Source organism: Nocardia transvalensis, assembly GCF_015477765.1.
Taxonomy (GTDB): Bacteria; Actinomycetota; Actinomycetes; order Mycobacteriales; family Mycobacteriaceae; genus Nocardia; species Nocardia transvalensis_A.
This window is the reverse complement of record NZ_JADLQQ010000007.1, coordinates 465,616-483,758: the sequence shown is the minus strand read 5'-3', so window position 1 is coordinate 483,758 and position 18,143 is coordinate 465,616. Positions and strand designations below refer to the sequence as shown.

At 68.7% G+C, this 18,143-nt stretch carries 16 protein-coding genes; 2 read left to right on the top strand and 14 right to left on the bottom strand.

Annotation, left to right across the window (positions count from 1 at the left end; all coding sequences use genetic code 11):
- Window positions 1-3: 3 nt before the first annotated feature.
- Entirely contained in the window at window positions 4-1,131 is a 1,128-nt protein-coding gene (locus IU452_RS23035) for a M24 family metallopeptidase (protein WP_195111180.1), read from the bottom strand.
- An 85-nt stretch (window positions 1,132-1,216) separates the two neighbouring features.
- On the opposite strand from IU452_RS23035, the gene IU452_RS23030 reads away from it, so the two are divergent.
- Complete coding sequence (locus tag IU452_RS23030) at window positions 1,217-2,179, top strand: 5'-3' exonuclease (protein ID WP_195111179.1); 963 nt, start codon at window positions 1,217-1,219, stop codon at window positions 2,177-2,179.
- Between the two features lie 316 nt (window positions 2,180-2,495).
- On the opposite strand, the gene IU452_RS23025 is transcribed toward IU452_RS23030, so the two are convergent.
- The 12 genes from IU452_RS23025 to dop all read right to left on the bottom strand — a co-directional run bounded on the left by IU452_RS23025 (window position 2,496) and on the right by dop (window position 15,622).
- Window positions 2,496-3,167: a DUF4333 domain-containing protein gene (locus IU452_RS23025; protein ID WP_195111178.1), complete on the bottom strand. Its 672-nt coding sequence runs from the start codon at window positions 3,165-3,167 to the stop codon at window positions 2,496-2,498.
- A 177-nt stretch (window positions 3,168-3,344) separates the two neighbouring features.
- Complete coding sequence (locus IU452_RS23020) at window positions 3,345-6,041, bottom strand: DEAD/DEAH box helicase (protein WP_195111177.1); 2,697 nt, start codon at window positions 6,039-6,041, stop codon at window positions 3,345-3,347.
- 2 nt (window positions 6,042-6,043) lie between these two features.
- Window positions 6,044-7,036, bottom strand: a complete 993-nt coding sequence (tatC, locus tag IU452_RS23015) for a twin-arginine translocase subunit TatC (RefSeq protein ID WP_195111176.1) — start codon at window positions 7,034-7,036, stop codon at window positions 6,044-6,046.
- A gap of 89 nt (window positions 7,037-7,125) precedes the next feature.
- Window positions 7,126-7,386 carry a Sec-independent protein translocase subunit TatA gene (gene tatA / locus IU452_RS23010; RefSeq protein WP_195111175.1) on the bottom strand — a complete coding sequence of 87 codons (261 nt, stop codon included), beginning with the start codon at window positions 7,384-7,386 and terminating at the stop codon, window positions 7,126-7,128.
- Between the two features lie 33 nt (window positions 7,387-7,419).
- Window positions 7,420-8,454 carry a 2-dehydropantoate 2-reductase gene (locus IU452_RS23005; protein WP_195111174.1) on the bottom strand — a complete coding sequence of 345 codons (1,035 nt, stop codon included), beginning with the start codon at window positions 8,452-8,454 and terminating at the stop codon, window positions 7,420-7,422.
- Window positions 8,451-9,446, bottom strand: coding sequence for a helix-turn-helix transcriptional regulator (locus IU452_RS23000; protein WP_195111173.1), 996 nt, complete (start codon window positions 9,444-9,446; stop codon window positions 8,451-8,453). The genes IU452_RS23005 and IU452_RS23000 overlap by 4 nt, the downstream gene beginning before the upstream one ends.
- Entirely contained in the window at window positions 9,446-10,444 is a 999-nt protein-coding gene (locus tag IU452_RS22995; protein WP_195111172.1) for a helix-turn-helix transcriptional regulator, read from the bottom strand. The genes IU452_RS23000 and IU452_RS22995 overlap by 1 nt, the downstream gene beginning before the upstream one ends.
- Before the next feature lie 98 nt (window positions 10,445-10,542).
- Entirely contained in the window at window positions 10,543-11,901 is a 1,359-nt protein-coding gene (pafA, locus tag IU452_RS22990) for a Pup--protein ligase (protein ID WP_195111171.1), read from the bottom strand.
- 173 nt (window positions 11,902-12,074) lie between these two features.
- Window positions 12,075-12,875: a proteasome subunit alpha gene (gene prcA, locus IU452_RS22985; protein ID WP_195111170.1), complete on the bottom strand. Its 801-nt coding sequence runs from the start codon at window positions 12,873-12,875 to the stop codon at window positions 12,075-12,077.
- A complete protein-coding gene (gene prcB, locus IU452_RS22980; protein WP_195111169.1) occupies window positions 12,872-13,711 on the bottom strand; it encodes a proteasome subunit beta in 840 nt (279 codons plus the stop codon). Before prcB ends, prcA begins: the two co-directional genes overlap by 4 nt.
- A gap of 14 nt (window positions 13,712-13,725) precedes the next feature.
- A complete protein-coding gene (locus tag IU452_RS22975; RefSeq protein ID WP_062503939.1) occupies window positions 13,726-13,920 on the bottom strand; it encodes a ubiquitin-like protein Pup in 195 nt (64 codons plus the stop codon).
- Between the two features lie 202 nt (window positions 13,921-14,122).
- A complete protein-coding gene (gene dop / locus IU452_RS22970) occupies window positions 14,123-15,622 on the bottom strand; it encodes a depupylase/deamidase Dop (protein WP_195111168.1) in 1,500 nt (499 codons plus the stop codon).
- A gap of 140 nt (window positions 15,623-15,762) precedes the next feature.
- Here dop and IU452_RS22965 point away from each other — a divergent pair, with 140 nt between their 5' ends.
- Complete coding sequence (locus IU452_RS22965; protein WP_195111167.1) at window positions 15,763-16,962, top strand: DUF418 domain-containing protein; 1,200 nt, start codon at window positions 15,763-15,765, stop codon at window positions 16,960-16,962.
- On the opposite strand, the gene IU452_RS22960 is transcribed toward IU452_RS22965, so the two are convergent.
- Window positions 16,963-18,111, bottom strand: a complete 1,149-nt coding sequence (locus IU452_RS22960; RefSeq protein WP_228818532.1) for a lipase family protein — start codon at window positions 18,109-18,111, stop codon at window positions 16,963-16,965.
- Between the last annotated feature and the right edge of the window lie 32 nt (window positions 18,112-18,143).

Sequence of the window (18,143 nt, the reverse complement as noted above, 5' to 3'; positions counted from 1 at the left end):
GGATCAGAGCACCGTCAGCCCGTGCGGCCGCTGGTTCATCGACTCGCAGCCGTCCTCGGTGACCACCACGATGTCCTCGATGCGGGCACCCCATTCGCCCCGGAAGTAGATGCCGGGTTCGATGCTGAAGGCCATGCCGGATTCGAGCACGATGTCGTTGCCGGACACGATGTAGGGCTCCTCGTGTACCGACAGTCCGATGCCGTGGCCGGTGCGGTGGATGAATGCGTCGCCGAAACCGGCCTGTTCCAACACATTTCGGGCCGCGGCGTCCACCGACTCGGCGGTCACCCCCGGGCGGACGGCGGCGACCGCGGCGGCTTGCGCACGCTCGAGCTCCGCGAAACGGGCGGCGATATCGGCACTCGGCTCGCCGAGCACGTAGGTGCGGGTGGAGTCGGAGAAGTAGCCGGGTGCCACCGGGCCGCCGATATCGACCACGACCACGTCGCCGGCCTCGATGCGGCGGTCGGAGACGGCGTGGTGCGGATCGGCGCCGTTGGGCCCGCTGCCGACGATCACGAAAGCGGCCGCGGTATGCCCCTCCTCGACGATGGCCGCGGCGATATCGGCGGCCACCTCGGCCTCGGTGCGACCCGGCCGCAGCCATTCACCCACCCGCGCATGCACCCGATCGATGGCCGCACCCGCCCGGCGCAGGGCATCGACCTCGCTGGCATCCTTACGCATACGCAGCTGCCGCAGCACGGGGGTGGCCGAGACCGGCAATGCGTTGAGCGCCGCGGCGATCGGCAGCAGATGCAGAGCGGGCATGGCGTCGTCGACGGCCACCCGCGCACCGGCGTTGAGGGCCGACTTCACCATCCGATAAGGGTCCAACCCGTCGACCCAGTCCAGCACCTGCAGACCCAATTCCCCGGCGGCCGAATCCTCCAGCGACGCCAGCTCCAGCTTCGGGATCACCACCGACGGCGTCTGCCCGCTCGCCGGGATCACCAGGCAGGTCAGTCGCTCGAAAGACTGGGCGCGAGAACCGATCAGGTACCGCAGATCCGGTCCCGGCGTGATCAGCAGCGCGTCCAGATGCGCGGCGCGGGTCAGCTCCGCCGCTCGCTCCAGTCGCTTGCCGTAAACCTCCGCCGCGAACCGCGACTCCGTATTCGCACTCATGCACCCGACGTTACCTGTCCGTCACGAGCGAACCACCGAGATTGCGGCGGAGGTAGGGGGCGCAGCGGCGGACTAGCCTGAGGCCATGACCTCACCTACCGCCGGTCCGCTGGTGCTGCTCGACGGGGCCAGTCTGTGGTTCCGGGCCTTCCATGCGATTCCGGAGAAGATCACCGCCCCGGACGGACAACCCGTCAACGCCCTGCGCGGATTCACCGATATGGTGGCGGCACTGGTCAAACAGCATGCCCCGAAGCGACTGGTGGTGTGCCTGGACCTGGACTGGCGCCCGCAGTTCCGAGTGGATCTGGTGCCCTCCTACAAGGCCCATCGCCTCGACGGATCCGCCGACGCCGAGCCCGGCGCGGAGGTGGTGCCCGATACCCTCACCCCGCAGGTGGACATGATCCTGCAGGTGCTGGAGGCGGCCGGGATCGCCACCGCCGGCGCCGAGGGCCTGGAGGCCGACGACGTCATCGGCACCCTCGCCACGCGGGAACGCACCGACGAGGTGATCGTCGTCAGCGGCGACCGTGACCTGCTGCAGTTGGTGCGCGACGACCCGCCGCCGGTGCGGGTGTTCTACGTGGGCCGCGGCCTGGCCAAGGCCGAACTGTACGGCCCGGCCGAGGTTTCCGCGAAATATGGTGTCCCGCAAGAGAATGCGGGCCCGGCCTACGCCGATATGGCGACGCTGCGCGGCGACGCCTCCGACGGCCTGCCCGGCGTCCCCGGCATCGGCGACAAATCCGCGGCCGCCCTGATCACGCGTTTCGGCAGCCTGGACGCGCTCATCGCCGCCGCGAAGGACCCGGACTCCGACCTGGCCCGCGGCGTCCGCGCCAAACTCACCGCCGCCGACGACTACCTGACGGCCGCCGCCCCGGTCGTCCGCGTGGTCCGCGACGCCCCCATCGACCTGTCCGGCCCCGACCTGCTCCCCACCACCCCCGCCGACCCCGACCGCCTGCACACCCTCGCCGCGGCCTACAACGCCGAAAGCCCCGTCAAACGCCTCATCACCGCCCTGGCCGCCCGCTCCGCCTGACCCTGCGGCGGAGACCCAACACAAACGCACCCGCCATTCGCAAACGCACCCCCTCCAGAGCCTGCACGGGGTGCGTCTACCAACAAAGAGTGCGGCTGAGGTTGGCCCCCTCCGCGCAGCGAGGCCCACGCAAACGCACCCGCTATTCGCAAACGCACCCCCTCCAGAGCCTGCACGGGGTGCGTTTACCAACAAAGGGTGCGGCTGGGGTGGCCCAGCGCGTAGGGAGGGCTGGGCAGACGCACCCCGTGTATGTAGACGCACCCCGGCCGGGGCCTGCACGGGGTGCGTCTTGCAAGAGGGGGTGCGGCTGGGGTTAGTTGGGGCGGCCCACCTCGTAGGTGCCGTCGTCCTTGGTGATCTTGACGGTGACCTTCTTCTGTTCGCCGCCGACCTTCAGTGAGCAGTCGAAGGTCTTGCCGATCTCGACCTTCTGGCCGGAGGGGCAGTTGACGTCCTGGACGTCGTCGATGCCGTAGGAATCCTTGAGCACCTTCTGCACGCCGCTCTGCACGGCCTTGTTGTCCAGCTTGTCGCTGCCCAGGAACACCACCGCGAGCACGACCGCCACCACGATCACGACCACCGCGGCGCCGAGGGCGATGAACAGGCCCTTCTTGGACTTCTTGGCCGGGGTGGGCTGCAGCTGCTGCTGGTCCCACGACTGCTGCGGCTGCCCCCACTGCTGCTGGGGTTGACCCCACTGCTGCTGCGGCTGGCCCCACTGCTGTTGCTGCTGGGTCGCATCCCACGGCTGCGACTGCGGCGGCTGCTGGGGCCAGGACGGCTGGCTCTGCCCCCACTGCGGCTGCGGCGCCGGGGTCCACCCGTGCTGCTGCGGGGGCTGGCCCCATTGCTGCTGCGGAGGCTGCTGACCCCACTGGCCGGCCGATCCGGGCGGCTGCTGCTGGCCGCCCCACTGCGTCGGATCGTTACCGTGTCCCTCCCCTGGACCAGGGTTGTCGTTCGGACCGTACGGGCCGCTCATCTGCCTGCCTCCACTCGCATTCGTCGTACACACACTTGCCCCCCGCGTGAGGTCACCGGTCCCTCAACCACGGTCGGTACACGAAAGCATCCAATCACAGTCGATTCACCCATGTCCGCATTGGCGGTGTTCGCCGTGCTGAGTCGACGGCGGCGTCCGCCCGTCGCGCTCCCACCGCTAGGCGGCGTCGACCGCGACCACACCGCGGCGAATCGCCCGCACCGCCTTGGCCGCGGTGGCGGCGACCTCGACATCGTCGGCGGTCTGGTGGATCTGGTCGAGCAGATCGATCACCTGCCGGCACCAGCGCACGAAATCACCCGCCGACAGCGGATTGCCCTGTTCGCCGCTGGCCAGCAGGGATTCGGCCAGTTGATCGCCGCGGGCCCATTTGTACACGCCGGTGACGAAGCCCAGATCCGGTTCCCGGGTGGGTTGCAGCTTGTGGCGGGCCTCGTCGGTGCGCAGGTCGGCCCACACGCCGACGGTCCCGCCGACCGCCCGCCGAATGGGCGCGGTCGGCCCGGACGGCCCCAGATATCCACCGGTCTCCTGCCGCGACTCGTATACCAGGATCGACACCACCGCCGCCAGCTCGGCCGCGCCCAGCCCCCGCCACACGCCCTGCCGAAGGCATTCGGCGACAACGAGATCCGCTTCGGTGTAGATGCGGGCCAGCCGCCGCCCGTCGGCGGTCACCTCACCGTCCTCGACGTAGCCGCGTTCCTCCAGCAGGCCGACGATCCGGTCGAAGGTGCGGGCCAGCGAATTGGTGGTGGCGCGCACCTTCTGCCGCATGGTCTCGGTCTCCCGCTCCAACCGGCCGTACCGCTCGCCAAGCCGAGCCAGCTGTTCCCGGTCGGGCCGGGTGTGCGCGGGATGCGACCGCAGCGCCCGCCGCAGGCTCTGCAGTTCCCGGTCGTCGGCGGCCTTCGACCGCGATCCACGGCGCTGCCGCCCCGGCGCACTGATTCCGGTGCTGCGCAGCGCCGAGGCCAGATCGCGGCGGGTGCGGGCGGTGCGGTGGTCGACGTGCCGCGGCAGCCGCATCCGGCCCAGCGGCTGCGCGGGTGTCGGGAAGTCGGCCGCCGAGATGCGTCCGGCCCACTTGTCCTCGGTGAGCACCAGCGGCCGCGGATCCCCCGGTGTCGCATCGGGTTCCAGGATCACCGCCAAACCCTGGCGGCGGCCGCTGGGGATCGCCACCACATCGCCGCGGCGCAGCGCGGTCAGCGAGGCCACCGCCGCGCCCCGGCGGTCGGCGCGGCCCTGCCGCTCCAGATCGCGTTCGCGCTGTTTGATCCGCTCGCGCAGCGAAAGGTACTCCAGGAAGCCGTCGTCGCCGATCTGCGAGCGCAGCTTGCGCAGCGCACCCTCGTTGCGCTCGATGCCCCGCACCAGCCCGACAACCGACCGGTCGGCCTGGAATTGCGCGAACGACCGCTCCAGCAGCGCGCGCGACTCCTCCGCCCCCATCCGGTCGATGAGGTTGATCGACATGTTGTAGCCCGGCCGGAAGGAGCTGCGCAGCGGGTAGGTGCGGGTGGAGGCCAGACCGGCGACCGCGCTGGTGTCGACATCGGGATGCCAGACCACCACCGCATGCCCCTCGACGTCGATGCCGCGCCGCCCCGCGCGCCCGGTCAGCTGCGTGTATTCGCCCGGGGTGAGTTCTGCGTGCGTTTCGCCGTTGAATTTGACCAGCCGTTCCAGCACCACCGTGCGGGCGGGCATATTGATGCCCAGAGCCAGTGTCTCCGTGGCGAATACGGCCCGCACCAGCCCGCGCACGAACAGGTCCTCCACCGCGTGGCGGAAGGCGGGCAGCATGCCCGCGTGATGAGCGGCCAGCCCGCGGTGCAGCGCCTCGCGCCACTCCCAGTAACCCAGCACCTCGAGATCGGTGCGCGGCAGATCGCCGGTGTGCTTATCGATGATCGCCTCGACCTCGTCGAATTCGTCGGGGCGGCTCAGGTCCAGCCGCGAGCGCAGGCATTGCGCCAGCGCACCGTCGCATCCGGCCCGGCTGAAGATGAACGTGATCGCGGGCAGCAGCCCTTCCTGATCGAGCAGCGCCAGCATCTCCGGGCGCGGCACCGATCGATAGTCGCGGCGCGGGCCGCCGCCGCGGTGGCGCGGACCGCCCCACCCGTTCATCCGGTCGGCGGCCTCCCGATGCTTGATGTAGCGCACCAGATCCTCGTCCACGACCACCTTCTGGTCGCTGGACGCGGTGTCGAACAGATCGAACAGCCGCCGCCCCACCAGCACGTGCTGCCACAGCGGGACCGGGCGGGTCTCGTCGACGATCACCGCGGTATCCCCGCGCACGGTCTCCATCCACGCGCCGAACTCCTCGGCATTGCTGACCGTCGCCGACAGGCTCACCAGCCGCACATCCGGCGGCAGATGCAGGATGACCTCCTCCCACACCGCGCCCCGGAACCGGTCGGCCAGATAGTGCACCTCGTCCATGACGACGTACGAAAGCCCCTGCAGCGCATCCGAACTCGCATACAGCATATTGCGCAGCACCTCGGTGGTCATGACCACCACGGAGGCGTCCGGATTCAGCGACTGGTCACCGGTCAGCAATCCCACCGAGTCCCGGCCGTAGCGTTCGACGAGATCGGCGTACTTCTGGTTCGACAGCGCCTTGATAGGCGTGGTGTAGAAGCATTTGCCGCCCGCCGCCAGCGCGAGGTGCACCGCGAACTCGCCGACGACGGTCTTACCCGCGCCGGTCGGCGCACATACCAGCACGCTGTGCCCGCCCTGTAAGGCCTCACAGGCCTGCCGCTGGAACGGGTCGAGGGAAAAAGTCAGTTCCGCGGCGAATGCCGCGAGTTCGCCAGTCAGCGACCGTAGTGCCACTGTCAGAGGGTATCGGAGTAATCCGACACCGGGCGCGGTGATTTCTCCGGCGCGCTGCCCGGCCCGACCGGCTCGGCCACGCCGACGGGCTGGGCCGGTTCCACCGGTGCCGACGAACCGACATCGCCCGGGCCGCCCAGCGGGGAGGCCTGGTCGTCGGACAGCTTGCTCCAGTCCTCACCCTTGCGGGCGCGGCGCCGGTCGTTGAGCCGCGCCACCTGCACCGCGACCTCGAACAGGAACGTCAGCGCGAACGCCAGCGCCAGCATGGAGAACGGATCCTGCGGGGTGACGATGGCGGCGAAGACGAACAGGCCGAAGATCATGCCGCGGCGCCACTTCTTCAGCTTCTCGTAGGTGAGCACGCCGATCATGTTCAGCCCGACGATCAGCAGCGGTGTCTCGAAGCTCACGCCGAAGATGATCAGCAGCTGGATGATGAAGCCGAAGTACTGCGTACCGCTCAGCGCGGTGATCTGGACATTGCTGCCGATCCCCAGCAGGAAGCTCAACGCGTGCGCGACGACCCAGTACGCCAGCACCGCACCGGTGACGAACAGTGCCGCACCCGCGGCGACGAAGCTGATCGCGTACTTGCGCTCCTTCGGGTACAGCCCCGGCGTGATGAACGCCCACAGCTGATACAGCCACACCGGGCACGCCAACACCACACCCGCGGTCAGGCCGACCTTGAAACGCAGCAGGAACTGCTCGAACGGCGCGGTCGCCAGCAGTCGGCAGGAACCGTCGGGGCTCAGCTCCGCGCGATGCGAGGCGGGCAGCTCACAGTAGGGGCCGCGCAGGATATCGCCGAGGCTCTCGACACCGAGGAATCCGTGCGCGTACCACAGGAATCCGAGCACCGTGGTCAACGCCACCGCGAACAGCGACTTGAGCAGCCGCGACCGCAGTTCCTGCAAATGCTCGACCAACGACATGGTGCCGTCGGGATTGGTTCTGCGCCGGCTGCGCCGGGGGTCGAACGGTATGCGCATGGATGTGAATGCCTCGCTGATCGCCTGGCGCCCGGACAAGACTCACCCCGGGACGAGTGTCCTCACCCCGGGGGAAAACGACGAACTCGCTACGCCTTGTGCGCTTCCGGATTGGCCTGCGGGGCCGGGTTGGCCGACTGTGCGGGCGGCAACTCCGCCGCGGGCGCTTGCTCCTGCGGCTTGGCCGGGGTGGCCTGCGAGCCGTCGTTGTGCATCTCACTCATCTCACTCTTGAAGATGCGCAGCGAACGTCCCAGGCCCCGGGCCGCGTCGGGCAGCCGCTTGGCCCCGAACAGCACCAGCACCAGCAACGCAATGATGAGCCAATGCGTCGCGCTGAGTGAACCCATCGAGTACCTCCAAAGACTGTGGTATGTCCGATGCTACCGGTGTCGGTCCGCGCCTTCCTTCGCCGCCCGCAACTGTGCCAGCAGTTCGGCGCCCGAGAACCGGCGGGGGTCACCGCCCTCGGCGGCGGTGATCAGCTCCACCAGCCGCGCATTCACCGGCGTCGGCACCCCGACCATCCGCCCGAGGTTCACGATTTCCCCGCTCAACCAGCCGATTTCGGTCTTACGGCCGAGTTCGAGATCGTCGGCCATGGAGCTGCGGGCCACCGGATCGACGGCCAGGACCTTCCCGGCCAGCCGGGAAAAGACCGCATCGGGGGTCGTGAGCAAGCGCACCATCAGCGCCGGCGGCAGCACGGTCAGCCGGGCCGGCCGGATGCGGGCGCGGCGCATGACCGCCAGCGCCTCGGTCTGTGCCAAGGCGAAGCAGCGCCGATAGTCGCGCTGCGCCAGTTCCGCCCGCAGCGGCTGCCCGGACAGGGCATTGATCGCGTTGTTCAGATTCAGCAGCAGTTTGGCCCACTGCACCGGGCGCAGGTCGCCGTGGCGGTCCAGCGCCAGGCCCGCGCGCCGGAACAGCGGCGCGAACTTCTCCAGCGCCGGATCGTCGGCGACGGCCAGCCCGCCCTCGGTGCCGCGATGGAACCGGCCGCCGTCGTGGTGGACGACATTGCACATCACCATGCCCGCCAGCACCACACACGACGGCACGCTCTCCCGCAGCACGGTGTCGTTGCCGATCCCGTTCTGCAGGCTCAGCACCACCGTGCCCGGCCGCACCCGCCCGACCAGCAGTTTCGCGATATCGGCTGTCTGCGCGGATTTCACCGTGACCAGCACCAGATCGGCGGTGGCCACGGAATCGGGTTCGGTGTCGACATGGAATCCGGTCGGGGCCACCCGATCGTCACCGCCGTCGAGGTCGGTCAGGCGCAGGCCCGACGCGCGGATCTCGTCGAGCAGGCGCGGGCGCCCCACGAAGGTCACATCGGCCCCCGCGGCCGCCAATTTCCCGCCCACGAAAATGCCGACGCTTCCGGCGCCGAGCACCGTCACGCGAAAGGTCAAGCGGGACCGACCTCCTCGATCACGGCCTGTTCGTATCCGGCCTCGTCGTAGGCGGCCAAGGCCGCGCTGGAACGTTCACGCACGGCGGTCACCAGTTCCGCCGGACCCAGCACCGTCACACCGGAACCGAACCCGAGCAGCAGCCGCGCCATCCAGTCCAATGTGGCGAACCGCATGGTCGCCTCCACGCTGCCGTCGGGCGCGACGGCCACCCGATGCATCGGGTACTGATCCAGCACCCAACCGTAGTCGGCGCGAATCCGCAACCGTGCCAACGGAACCGCGGGATCGTCGGAGAACAGGTCCAGGGCCGCGGATTCGTCGGTGGCGTGGCTGGGCGGGCGGGCCGGTTCGTCGAGTTCGGTGGCCTCCTCGATGCGGTCGAAACGGAACAGCCGCACGCCCTCGGCCTGCCGGCACCAGGCCTGCAGATAGGAGTTGTTGTCCACCAGCACGATTCGGATCGGGTCGACCACCCGCTCGGACACCACATCGCGGCTGGCCGAGTAGTACACCAACCGCAGCGCGCGGTTGTGGACCAGCGCCGAGCGCACCGTCGTCACCGCCGGGGCCTCGACCGGCGCCACCGGCTCGGTGTCCACTCTGCGTCCCTTGTCGCCCGCGATGGCGGCCTCGATCTTGGCCATCGCCGAATGCGCGGCGCTGGGATCGACCATGCCCGGCAGGTCCGCGATCGAGCGCAGCGCCACCAGCAGTGCCGTGGCCTCGGTCGAGGTCAGCCGCAGCGGGCGGTCGATGCCCGCGGAGAAGGTGACCTCGATGCTCTCCTCGGAGAACGACAGGTCGATCAGATCGCCCGGGCCGTAGCCGGGCAGCCCGCACATCCACAGCTGGTTGAGATCGCTCATCAGCTGTTTGGTGGTGACACCCAGGTCCGCCGCGGCCTCGGCGGCGCTGATGCCCGGGTTGGCGAGGAAGTACGGGACCATATTCAGCAACCGCGACAGTCGCGTGGAGAGCCGACTACTCATTACGAAGCACCGACCTCCGTGCGTTCGAGCACCGACCGCAGCCGGTCCATCACATCCGCGCGCAGGTCGGCCGGGGCCAGCACCAGCGCATCCTGCCCGAGCCCGGTGATCAGGCGCGCCAGCCAGTCCCGCGAGCGCACCGGCACCTCGACGATCGCACCCCGCCGTCCGCCGAGTTCGCGATCCTCCACGACCGCCCCCAGCCGCCGGATCTCCTGGCCGCGGCCGTCGGCCACCCACACCGTCGCCGACCCGGTCACGGGCGCCCCGCCGGTCACCTGGGCGACGATCTTGCGCAGGTCCACACCGTCGGGTTTGTGCACGGCGTTCTCGGGACCGTAGGCGGTGATGTCCTCGCCGATGCGCGAGAGCCGGAAGGTGCGCACCGCGTCCCGGTCGCGGTCGTGCCCGACCAGGTACCAGCGCCCGTGGTGGGTGACCACACCCCACGGTTCGACGTCGCGCATGAGGTAGGGCGCATTGTGTGAGACCCGGTGTTCGAACCGGACGGCCTGTCCGGCGTCGACGGCGGCCAGCAGTTTGCCCAGCGCCGCCTCCGAGCCCCGGGTGCGGGCCGGTACCGCGGGCACCGAGGCCATCGCGGAATCCGCCTCCACGTGCACGCCCGCCGCGCGCAGCTTCAACAGGGCGCTCTCGGCGGCATTCGCCAGCTCCGGTGACTCCCACAGCTGCACGGCCACCGCGACCGCGGCGGCCTCCTCGCTGGTCAGATCGATATCGGGCAGCTCGTAGGCGTCGCGGTTGATGCGGTAGCCCTCCTGGCTGGAGTAGCGGCTGACCGGACCGACCTCCAGGGGGATGCCCAGATCGCGCAGTTCGTTCTTGTCCCGCTCGAACATCCGGCTGAACGCCTCGTCGCTGGCGGAGTCCTCGTAGCCGGCGACGCTGTCACGGATCCGCTCCGCGGTCAGGAACTGCCGGGTCGACAGCAGCGCGATGACCAAATTCATCAGCCGCTCGACCTTGGATATCGCCACGCGATAGAGAGTAATGCGCACCCCCGCATCGATGCGCAACCATACCCACTTTTGCCCGGCCTTCGGCCAGGGACGGGGCAGAAGCGAGGCCGGGATTTCTACATCGACGCGATCAGCCGATCCACTCGCTCGTCCACCGAACGGAACGGGTCCTTGCACAACACCGTGCGCTGGGCCTGGTCGTTGAGCTTCAGGTGCACCCAGTCGACGGTGAAGTCGCGCCCGGCCTCCTGAGCGGCGGTGATGAAGTCACCGCGGAGTTTGGCGCGGGTGGTCTGGGGCGGAGTCGTGACGGCCGCGTCGACCGCCTCGTCCTCGGTGACGCGCTTGGCCAGGCCCTTGCGCTGCAGCAGGTCGAAGACGCCGCGGCCGCGCTTGATGTCGTGGTAGGCCAGATCCAGCTGGGCGATCTTGGGATCGGACAGGTCCATGTTGTAGCGGTCCTGATAGCGCTGGAACAGCTTGCGCTTGATCACCCAGTCGATCTCGGTGTCGACCTTGGCGAAATCCTGCGCCTCCACCGCGTCCAGGGTGCGGCCCCACAGATCCACCACCGCGTCGATCTGCGGATCGCGTTCGCGGTTGCGCAGATGTTCGACGGCGCGGGCGTAGTACTCGCGCTGGATGTCCAGGGCACTGGCCTGCCGCCCACCGGCCAGCCGCACCGGTCGGCGACCGGTCAGGTCGTGGCTGACCTCGCGGATGGCACGAATCGGATTGTCCAGGGCGAAGTCGCGGAACGACACTCCCGCCTCGATCATCTCCAGCACCAGCGCCGCGGTGCCCACCTTCAGCATGGTGGTGGTCTCGGACATGTTCGAGTCGCCGACGATGACGTGCAGGCGCCGGTACTTCTCCGCATCGGCATGCGGCTCGTCGCGGGTGTTGATGATCGGGCGCGAGCGGGTCGTGGCCGAGGAGACGCCCTCCCAGATGTGCTCGGCCCGCTGCGACAGGCAGAACGTGGCCGCCTTGGGGGTCTGCAGCACCTTTCCCGCGCCGCAGATGAGCTGGCGGGTGACCAGGAACGGCAACAGCACATCGGAGATCCGGGAAAATTCGCCGGCCCGCACGACCAGGAAATTCTCGTGGCAGCCGTAGGAGTTGCCCGCCGAATCGGTGTTGTTCTTGAACAGATAGATGTCGCCGCCGATACCCTCCTCGGCCAGGCGCTGCTCGGCGTCGATCAGCAATTCCTCGAGCACCCGCTCACCCGCGCGATCGTGGGTGACCAGCTGCACCAGGCTGTCGCATTCGGCCGTGGCGTACTCCGGGTGGGAACCGACATCGAGGTAGAGCCGGGCACCGTTGCGGAGAAAGACGTTCGAGCTACGGCCCCAGGAAACCACCCGGCGGAACAGATACCGGGCCACCTCGTCAGGGCTCAACCGACGGTGACCGTGGAACGTGCACGTCACCCCGAATTCGGTTTCGATCCCCATGATTCGTCGCTGCACACCATCGACATTACAGCCATGGCATGCCCGAAAGTGGCTGTGCGAGCGAGGTAATGCATACGTCTTCGCAACGATTTCGGCGAAGATGGCGACGCTGACCGGCCGAGGACAGCCGAAATGACCGGATCCCTTGCACTCGGAACGGGCGAGTGCAAGGGATCCGGGTCACACCTCTACGGATTCGACGGGTCACCCGCCGACGGTGTCTCCGGCTCCGGCTTGTCGTCGCCCTTCTTCTCCGCGGCCTTTGCCTGACCATCGGTGCCACCGGCCAGCAGCGTTTCCAAGGTGGCCCGTGAGACACGGCGGAAGGCGCGGCGGGACCGGGCCTGCTCCAGGGTCGCCACCTCGAGCGTGCCGACGCCGAGCACCCGCTTGTCCTTCTCCGGGCCCTCGGGGGCACCCTTCTTCAGCGCCTCCACCGCGACGCCGAGCGCGGCGCTCAGCTCCAGGCCGGGCCGATACGACGACTTCAGCGCGGTCACGATGGGATCGGTGTTGCCGCCCATCACCACGTATTCGCGCTCGTCGACGATGGACCCGTCGAAGTTGACCCGGAACAGCACCGAATTCGGGTCCTGCTCCGGGTACCCGACCTCGGCGATACACAGCTCGACCTCGAACGGCTTGAGCTGATCGGTGAAGATCGTGCCGAGCAGCGAGGCGAACATATTCGCCAGCATCCGGCCCGTCACGTCGCGCCGGTCGAACTGGTATCCGCGCAGATCGGCCTGCAGGATGCCGTGCCGGCGCAGGTTCTCGAACTCGTTGTACTTACCGACCGCGGCAAACCCCACCCGGTCGTAGAGCTCACTCACCTTGTGCAGCGTCGCCGACGGATTCTCGGCGACGAACAACACACCCTTGTCGTACACCAACACCACGACACTGCGGCCCCGTGCGATGCCTTTGCGCGCAAGTTCGGTCTTGTCGCGCATGATCTGTTCGGCCGACGCGTAGTACGGCAGTGTCATGCCCGTGCGCTCCCTTCCTCCGCCGCCCGCTCGTCCATGATCGTCCGCGCGATCTCGGCCAGCCGCTCGTCCGAAACCTCTTCGGCCCCTTCGGCATTGATCACGACCGCCGTGGGATAGATATTGCGCAGCAGGTCGGGACCGCCGGTGGCGGTGTCGTCGTCGGACGCATCGGCCAGCGCCTCGATGGCGATGCGCAGGGCGCGGTCCTCGTCGATATCGCGGTGGTAGGTCTTCTTCAACGACGTCCGGGCGAAGTTCGATCCGGAACCGACCGCGGTGTAGCCGAAACGCTCCTCGCTACGGCCGCCGACCACGTCGTAGGACACGATGCGACCGGCCCGTTCGGGATCGGTGGCCTCGAGGTCGTAACCGACCAGGATGGGCACCACGGCCAAACCCTGCAGGGCCGCAGGAAGGTTGTCGCGCACCATCTTCGACAGCTTGTTGGCCTTACCGTCGAAGGTGAGGGGCACGCCCTCGATCTTCTCGTAGTGTTCCAGCTCCACGGCGAACAGCCGGATCATCTCCACCGCCACGCCCGCGGTACCGGCGATACCGGCCGCGGAGAACGAGTCGGTGAGGTAGACCTTCTCCATGTCCCGGCTGGCCAGCAGGTTGCCCTGGGTAGCCCGCCGGTCACCTGCGATGAGCACGCCGCCGCGGTAGCTGACCGCGACGATGGTGGTGCCGTGCGGCGCGATGTCCGACGCCGCCCCGGCTGGGGCGGCGTCTACGGCGCGACGATAACCGTTGCCCGGCAATACTTCCGGGGCATGCTCACGCAGGTATTCGGAGAAAGAGGATAGGGCGTACCCCGTGTGGAGGAGCCGCATGGGGTCACCTGATGTCACTGGCCGCCTTTCTGAACGTATGCGCGCACGAAGTCCTCCGCATTCTCCTCGAGCACATCATCGATCTCGTCGAGTAGGTCGTCGGTTTCCTCCGCCAGTTTCTCGCGACGCTCCTGCCCCGCGGCATCGACGCCGACCGCGTCGTCGTCCTCGTCGCCGCCACCGGCGCGCTTGGTCTGCTCTTGTGCCATAGCAGCCGACCTCCTCTGTACTGATATCGGCGAGCATCGGAGAAAATCCGATGCTCGTACGTCAACACTACCCAGCAGCGGTGACAACGTGCCGGATTACATCGCAATGTGCCCCGGCCGCAACCGGCCAGCAGCCTGGTCCGAGACCCAGCCCCGTAACCCAGATCACATTTCATAACCCAATCCCCGGCGCAGCCGGGGTCTAGGTCGTCAGCTGCTCGACCAACTCCGCTGCGGTGTCGACGCCCTCGAGCAGCTTGCCCACATGCGATTTGGTGCCGCGGCGGGGCTCGAGGGTGGGGATGCGGACCAGGGAGTCACCGCCCAGGTCGAAGATCACCGAATCCCAGCTGGCGGCGGCGATATCGGCGCCGAAGCGACGCAGGCATTCGCCGCGGAAGTAGGCGCGGGTATCGGTGGGCGGGTTGGTCATGGCATCGAGCACCTGCTGCTCGCCGACCAGCCGTTCCATCGAGCCGCGGGCGACCAGGCGGTTGTACAGGCCCTTGTCCAGCCGCACATCGGAGTACTGCAGATCCATCAGATGCAGTTTCGGTGCGGCCCAGCCCAGCCCCTCGCGGCTGCGCATGCCCTCGAGCAGGCGCAGCTTGGCGGGCCAGTCCAGCAGGTGTGCGCAGTCCATCGGGTCGCGCTCGAGCAGGTCGAGCACGTGGGCCCACTTCTCCAGGATGTCGGTGACGCGCGCGTCGTCGGTGCCTTGGCGGCCGTGGAACTTCTCCACCCGGTCCAGGTAGATGCGCTGCAGGGCCAGGCCCGTCAGCTCCCGCCCGTCGACCAGGGCGACCGTGGCACGCAGCGACGGATCGTGACTGATCTGGTGCACCGCGGTGACCGGGCGGGCCAGCTGCAGATCCGACAGATCTTCACCGCCCTCGATGAGATCGAGCACCAGCGCGGTGGAGCCGACCTTGAGATAGGTGGACCATTCGGCGAGGTTGGCGTCGCCGATGATGACGTGCAGGCGCCGGTACTTGTCGGCGTCGGCGTGCGGTTCGTCGCGGGTGTTGATGATGCCGCGCTTCAGGGTGGTCTCGAGGCCGACCTCGACCTCGACGTAGTCGGCGCGCTGGGATAGCTGGAACCCGGCCTGATCACCGGACTGGCCGATGCCCACGCGACCGGACCCGCACACCACCTGGCGGGAGACGAAGAACGGGGTGAGCCCGACGATGATCTGGTTGAACGGCGTCTCGCGGCTCATCAGATAGTTCTCGTGGGTGCCGTAGGAGGCGCCCTTGCCGTCGACGTTGTTCTTGTACAGCTGCATCCGCGGCGCACCGGGCACGCTCGAGGCGTAGCGGGCGGCGGCCTCCATGACCCGTTCACCGGCCTTGTCCCAGATCACCGCGTCCAGCGGATCGGTCACCTCGGGGGCGGAGTATTCGGGGTGGGCGTGGTCGACGTAGAGGCGGGCGCCGTTGGTGAGGATCATGTTGGCCGCGCCGACCTCGTCGGCATCGATCACGGGAGCCGGTCCGTTGAGCCGGCCCAGATCGAAACCGCGCGCGTCGCGCAGCGGCGACTCCACCTCGTAGTCCCAGCGGGTGCGCTTGGCCCGCGGCACGCCCTCCGCCGCCGCGTAGGCCAGCACCGCCTGGGTGGACGTGAGAATCGGGTTGGCCGACGGCTCGGAGGGCGTGGAAATGCCGTACTCGACCTCGATTCCGATGATGCGCTGCATGAGTCGAGCCTAGGCGACGATCCACCGATGGGGGCGCGCCCGGGGTCCGGGCGGGGCAGGCAGGTCGATCTCGAGGGGTAGTGGCGGGTCACCCGAAATGGGGATGCGGCCGCCCATACGACCGTATGAGAATCGCAGGCATGTCCGAATCGCTCGCGCAACCTCTCACCTCCGATCCGGCACCGGACGCGTCCCGGACCTCGTCGCGATCGTCCCGGCTACCAGCGCTGGATGTGCTGCGCGGGATCGCTATCCTGGGCACGCTGGGGACCAATATCTGGATTCTCACCAACCCCGCGGGACTGGTCGGCTATATCGAGGGCCTCGACCCACCCGGCGGCTGGTGGCAGTGGGCCGAACGGGTTCTGCAGCAACTGGCACAGGGGAAGTTCCTCGGCCTGCTCACCATCATGTTCGGGATCGGGCTGGCCATTCAGCAGCGTTCGGCGACGCGCGCGGGGCGGCCGTGGCCCGGCGGCTATCCGTGGCGGGCGGCGCTGTTGTTTCTCGACGGCCTGCTGAACTTCCTGTTCATCGCCGAATTCGATGTGCTGATGGGCTATGCCGTCACCGGGGCCGTGGTCGCGGTGCTGCTGGCGACCAGCGACCGCGCACAGCGGCGCTGGCTGGCGGGCGCGGCGGCGGTGCACCTGGCGATGCTGACGCTGATCGCCGTGGCGATAGCCGCCGCACCGCAAGGGGTTTCGGCACCCGCTGAGCCGATGGACCCGAATCCCTATGCGGACGGGTCGTTCTGGGATCTGGTGGTCTTCCGGATGCAGCACGCGCTGACGTTCCGGCTGGAGACGATCTTCGTCTTCCCGATGTCGATCGCGCTGTTCCTGTTGGGCGCGCATCTGTTTCGGGCGGGGCTGTTCGAGGCGGCCGGGGCCCGGCTGCGGCGGCGATTGCTCGTCCTGGGCTTCGCGGTCGGCGCGCCCCTGGATCTGGTGCTGGGCGTGTGGAATCGAGACCTGATCATGATCACCCGGTACGGCCTCGCTCCCCTGGTCTCGCTCGGAATTCTCGCCCTCGTCGCCGAGTTCTACGTCCGGCGCCCGCGCACCGGATTCCCGGGCCGCCGCTTCGCCGAGGTGGGCCGGATGGCGCTGAGCTGTTACATCCTGCAGAATCTGGTCGCGTCCGTGCTGTGCTACGGCTGGGGGCTCGGATTGGCGGCGCGGGTGTCGGCCGCGGGCCGCGTCCCGTTCACGATCGCGATCTACCTGACGGTCTGCGTGACAATGGTGGTGTTCGCCCACTTCTGGCTGCGCCGGTTCGAGCGCGGGCCCGTGGAATGGCTGTGGCACACCAGCTATCGCGCATTGACCCGGCAGTGATCACTGCCCGTCCAGCGCTCGCCGCACGAAACGCAATCCGGCGTCGAAACCGTCGTTCATGATCGTGTCGTGGTCGGCATCGAAGACCTGGAACTCGTAGTGCGTTCCGGCAGCGGTGAATTCGGCGAGCAGGCTCAGGGTGAGCGGCAGCGGTACCGAGAGGTCGGCCGAACCCTGGCCGATGAAGACCGGGCGGTGGTATCCGCCGGTCGGGACCGCCGTGTACCGGGTCAGCACATCGGTGAAGGCCGGGTCGTCGAGGGGTCGGGCCAGCAGGTCGCCGATGGATCGGTCACCGACGGTGGCGGCCCATTCGGTCACGCATCGGGTCGAGATCTCGTCCATGATGCGGCGTCCCTCGGCATTGAGGTAGGGCCCGATATCGAATCCGGGCTGATTGGCGCCGAGACCGGCCAGCACGGCCGCGAGCGTGCCGGTCACGGCGTTCAGCGCGGAGCCGGGCGGAAAGCCGGGCCGGGCCAACGGCAGCAGGTGCTCGAACTGGGATGCCGGGGCCAGCGCGGCGGTGACACGGAAGTCCAGTTCGGGCGCGTAGGACGCGGCCAGGTTGCCGGTGTGCAGAGCCGCGTGCCCGCCCTGGGAGACGCCCATGACGCCCCAGCGAGGGGACAGGTCGCCGAATGCCTGTCGCGCGGCCCGGACGAGGTCGATCGTGGCGGTCGCCTCGGTGCGACCGTTCTGATAGGGGTGCACGCCCGGCGACTCGGGGCTCAGCCCGAGATAGTCGGGGGCAACGGCGGCATATCCGGCGCGATTGATGCGCAGCAGCGCGGGCGCGTCGTACGGGGCGCCGTCGGAGGAGGTCAGGCCACACCGCTGCGCCAAGCCGTTGCTGCCGTGGTCCCAGGCGACGATCGGCCAACCGCCGGCCGGGGCGGGTCCGTCGGGGAGGAAGATCAGTCCCGTGGCGGTCGTACGCCGTCCGTCGAGGGCGACCGTTCGATAGGTGACCTTGAATCCCCGATTCGTCCCGCCCCATCCGTCCGGGAGCGCATCGATCCGCACGAGTTCACCGGCTGGCGCCGCCGGCTCCGCGTGGGCCGGGGTCACCACGCCCGTCACCGCGGCGCAGGCGATGACCACACCGGCCACCGCGGCCCGCATCCGGCCGTACCTCCGCTTGTTCATGATCATCTATCCCACCAGCGGGCAGGTGGCCC

Bases quoted from the DNA above. Each gene is read 5' to 3' on its own strand.
- IU452_RS23035 (WP_195111180.1), bottom strand. From the start codon at position 1,131: ATGAGTGCGAATACGGAGTCGCGGTTCGCGGCGGAGGTTTACGGCAAG.
- IU452_RS23030 (WP_195111179.1), top strand. From the start codon at position 1,217: ATGACCTCACCTACCGCCGGTCCGCTGGTGCTGCTCGACGGGGCCAGT.
- IU452_RS23025 (WP_195111178.1), bottom strand. From the start codon at position 3,167: ATGAGCGGCCCGTACGGTCCGAACGACAACCCTGGTCCAGGGGAGGGA.
- tatC (WP_195111176.1), bottom strand. From the start codon at position 7,036: ATGCGCATACCGTTCGACCCCCGGCGCAGCCGGCGCAGAACCAATCCC.
- tatA (WP_195111175.1), bottom strand. From the start codon at position 7,386: ATGGGTTCACTCAGCGCGACGCATTGGCTCATCATTGCGTTGCTGGTG.
- IU452_RS23000 (WP_195111173.1), bottom strand. From the start codon at position 9,446: ATGAGTAGTCGGCTCTCCACGCGACTGTCGCGGTTGCTGAATATGGTC.
- prcA (WP_195111170.1), bottom strand. From the start codon at position 12,875: ATGACACTGCCGTACTACGCGTCGGCCGAACAGATCATGCGCGACAAG.
- prcB (WP_195111169.1), bottom strand. From the start codon at position 13,711: ATGCGGCTCCTCCACACGGGGTACGCCCTATCCTCTTTCTCCGAATAC.
- IU452_RS22975 (WP_062503939.1), bottom strand. From the start codon at position 13,920: ATGGCACAAGAGCAGACCAAGCGCGCCGGTGGCGGCGACGAGGACGAC.
- dop (WP_195111168.1), bottom strand. From the start codon at position 15,622: ATGCAGCGCATCATCGGAATCGAGGTCGAGTACGGCATTTCCACGCCC.
- IU452_RS22965 (WP_195111167.1), top strand. From the start codon at position 15,763: ATGTCCGAATCGCTCGCGCAACCTCTCACCTCCGATCCGGCACCGGAC.
- IU452_RS22960 (WP_228818532.1), bottom strand. From the start codon at position 18,111: ATGAACAAGCGGAGGTACGGCCGGATGCGGGCCGCGGTGGCCGGTGTG.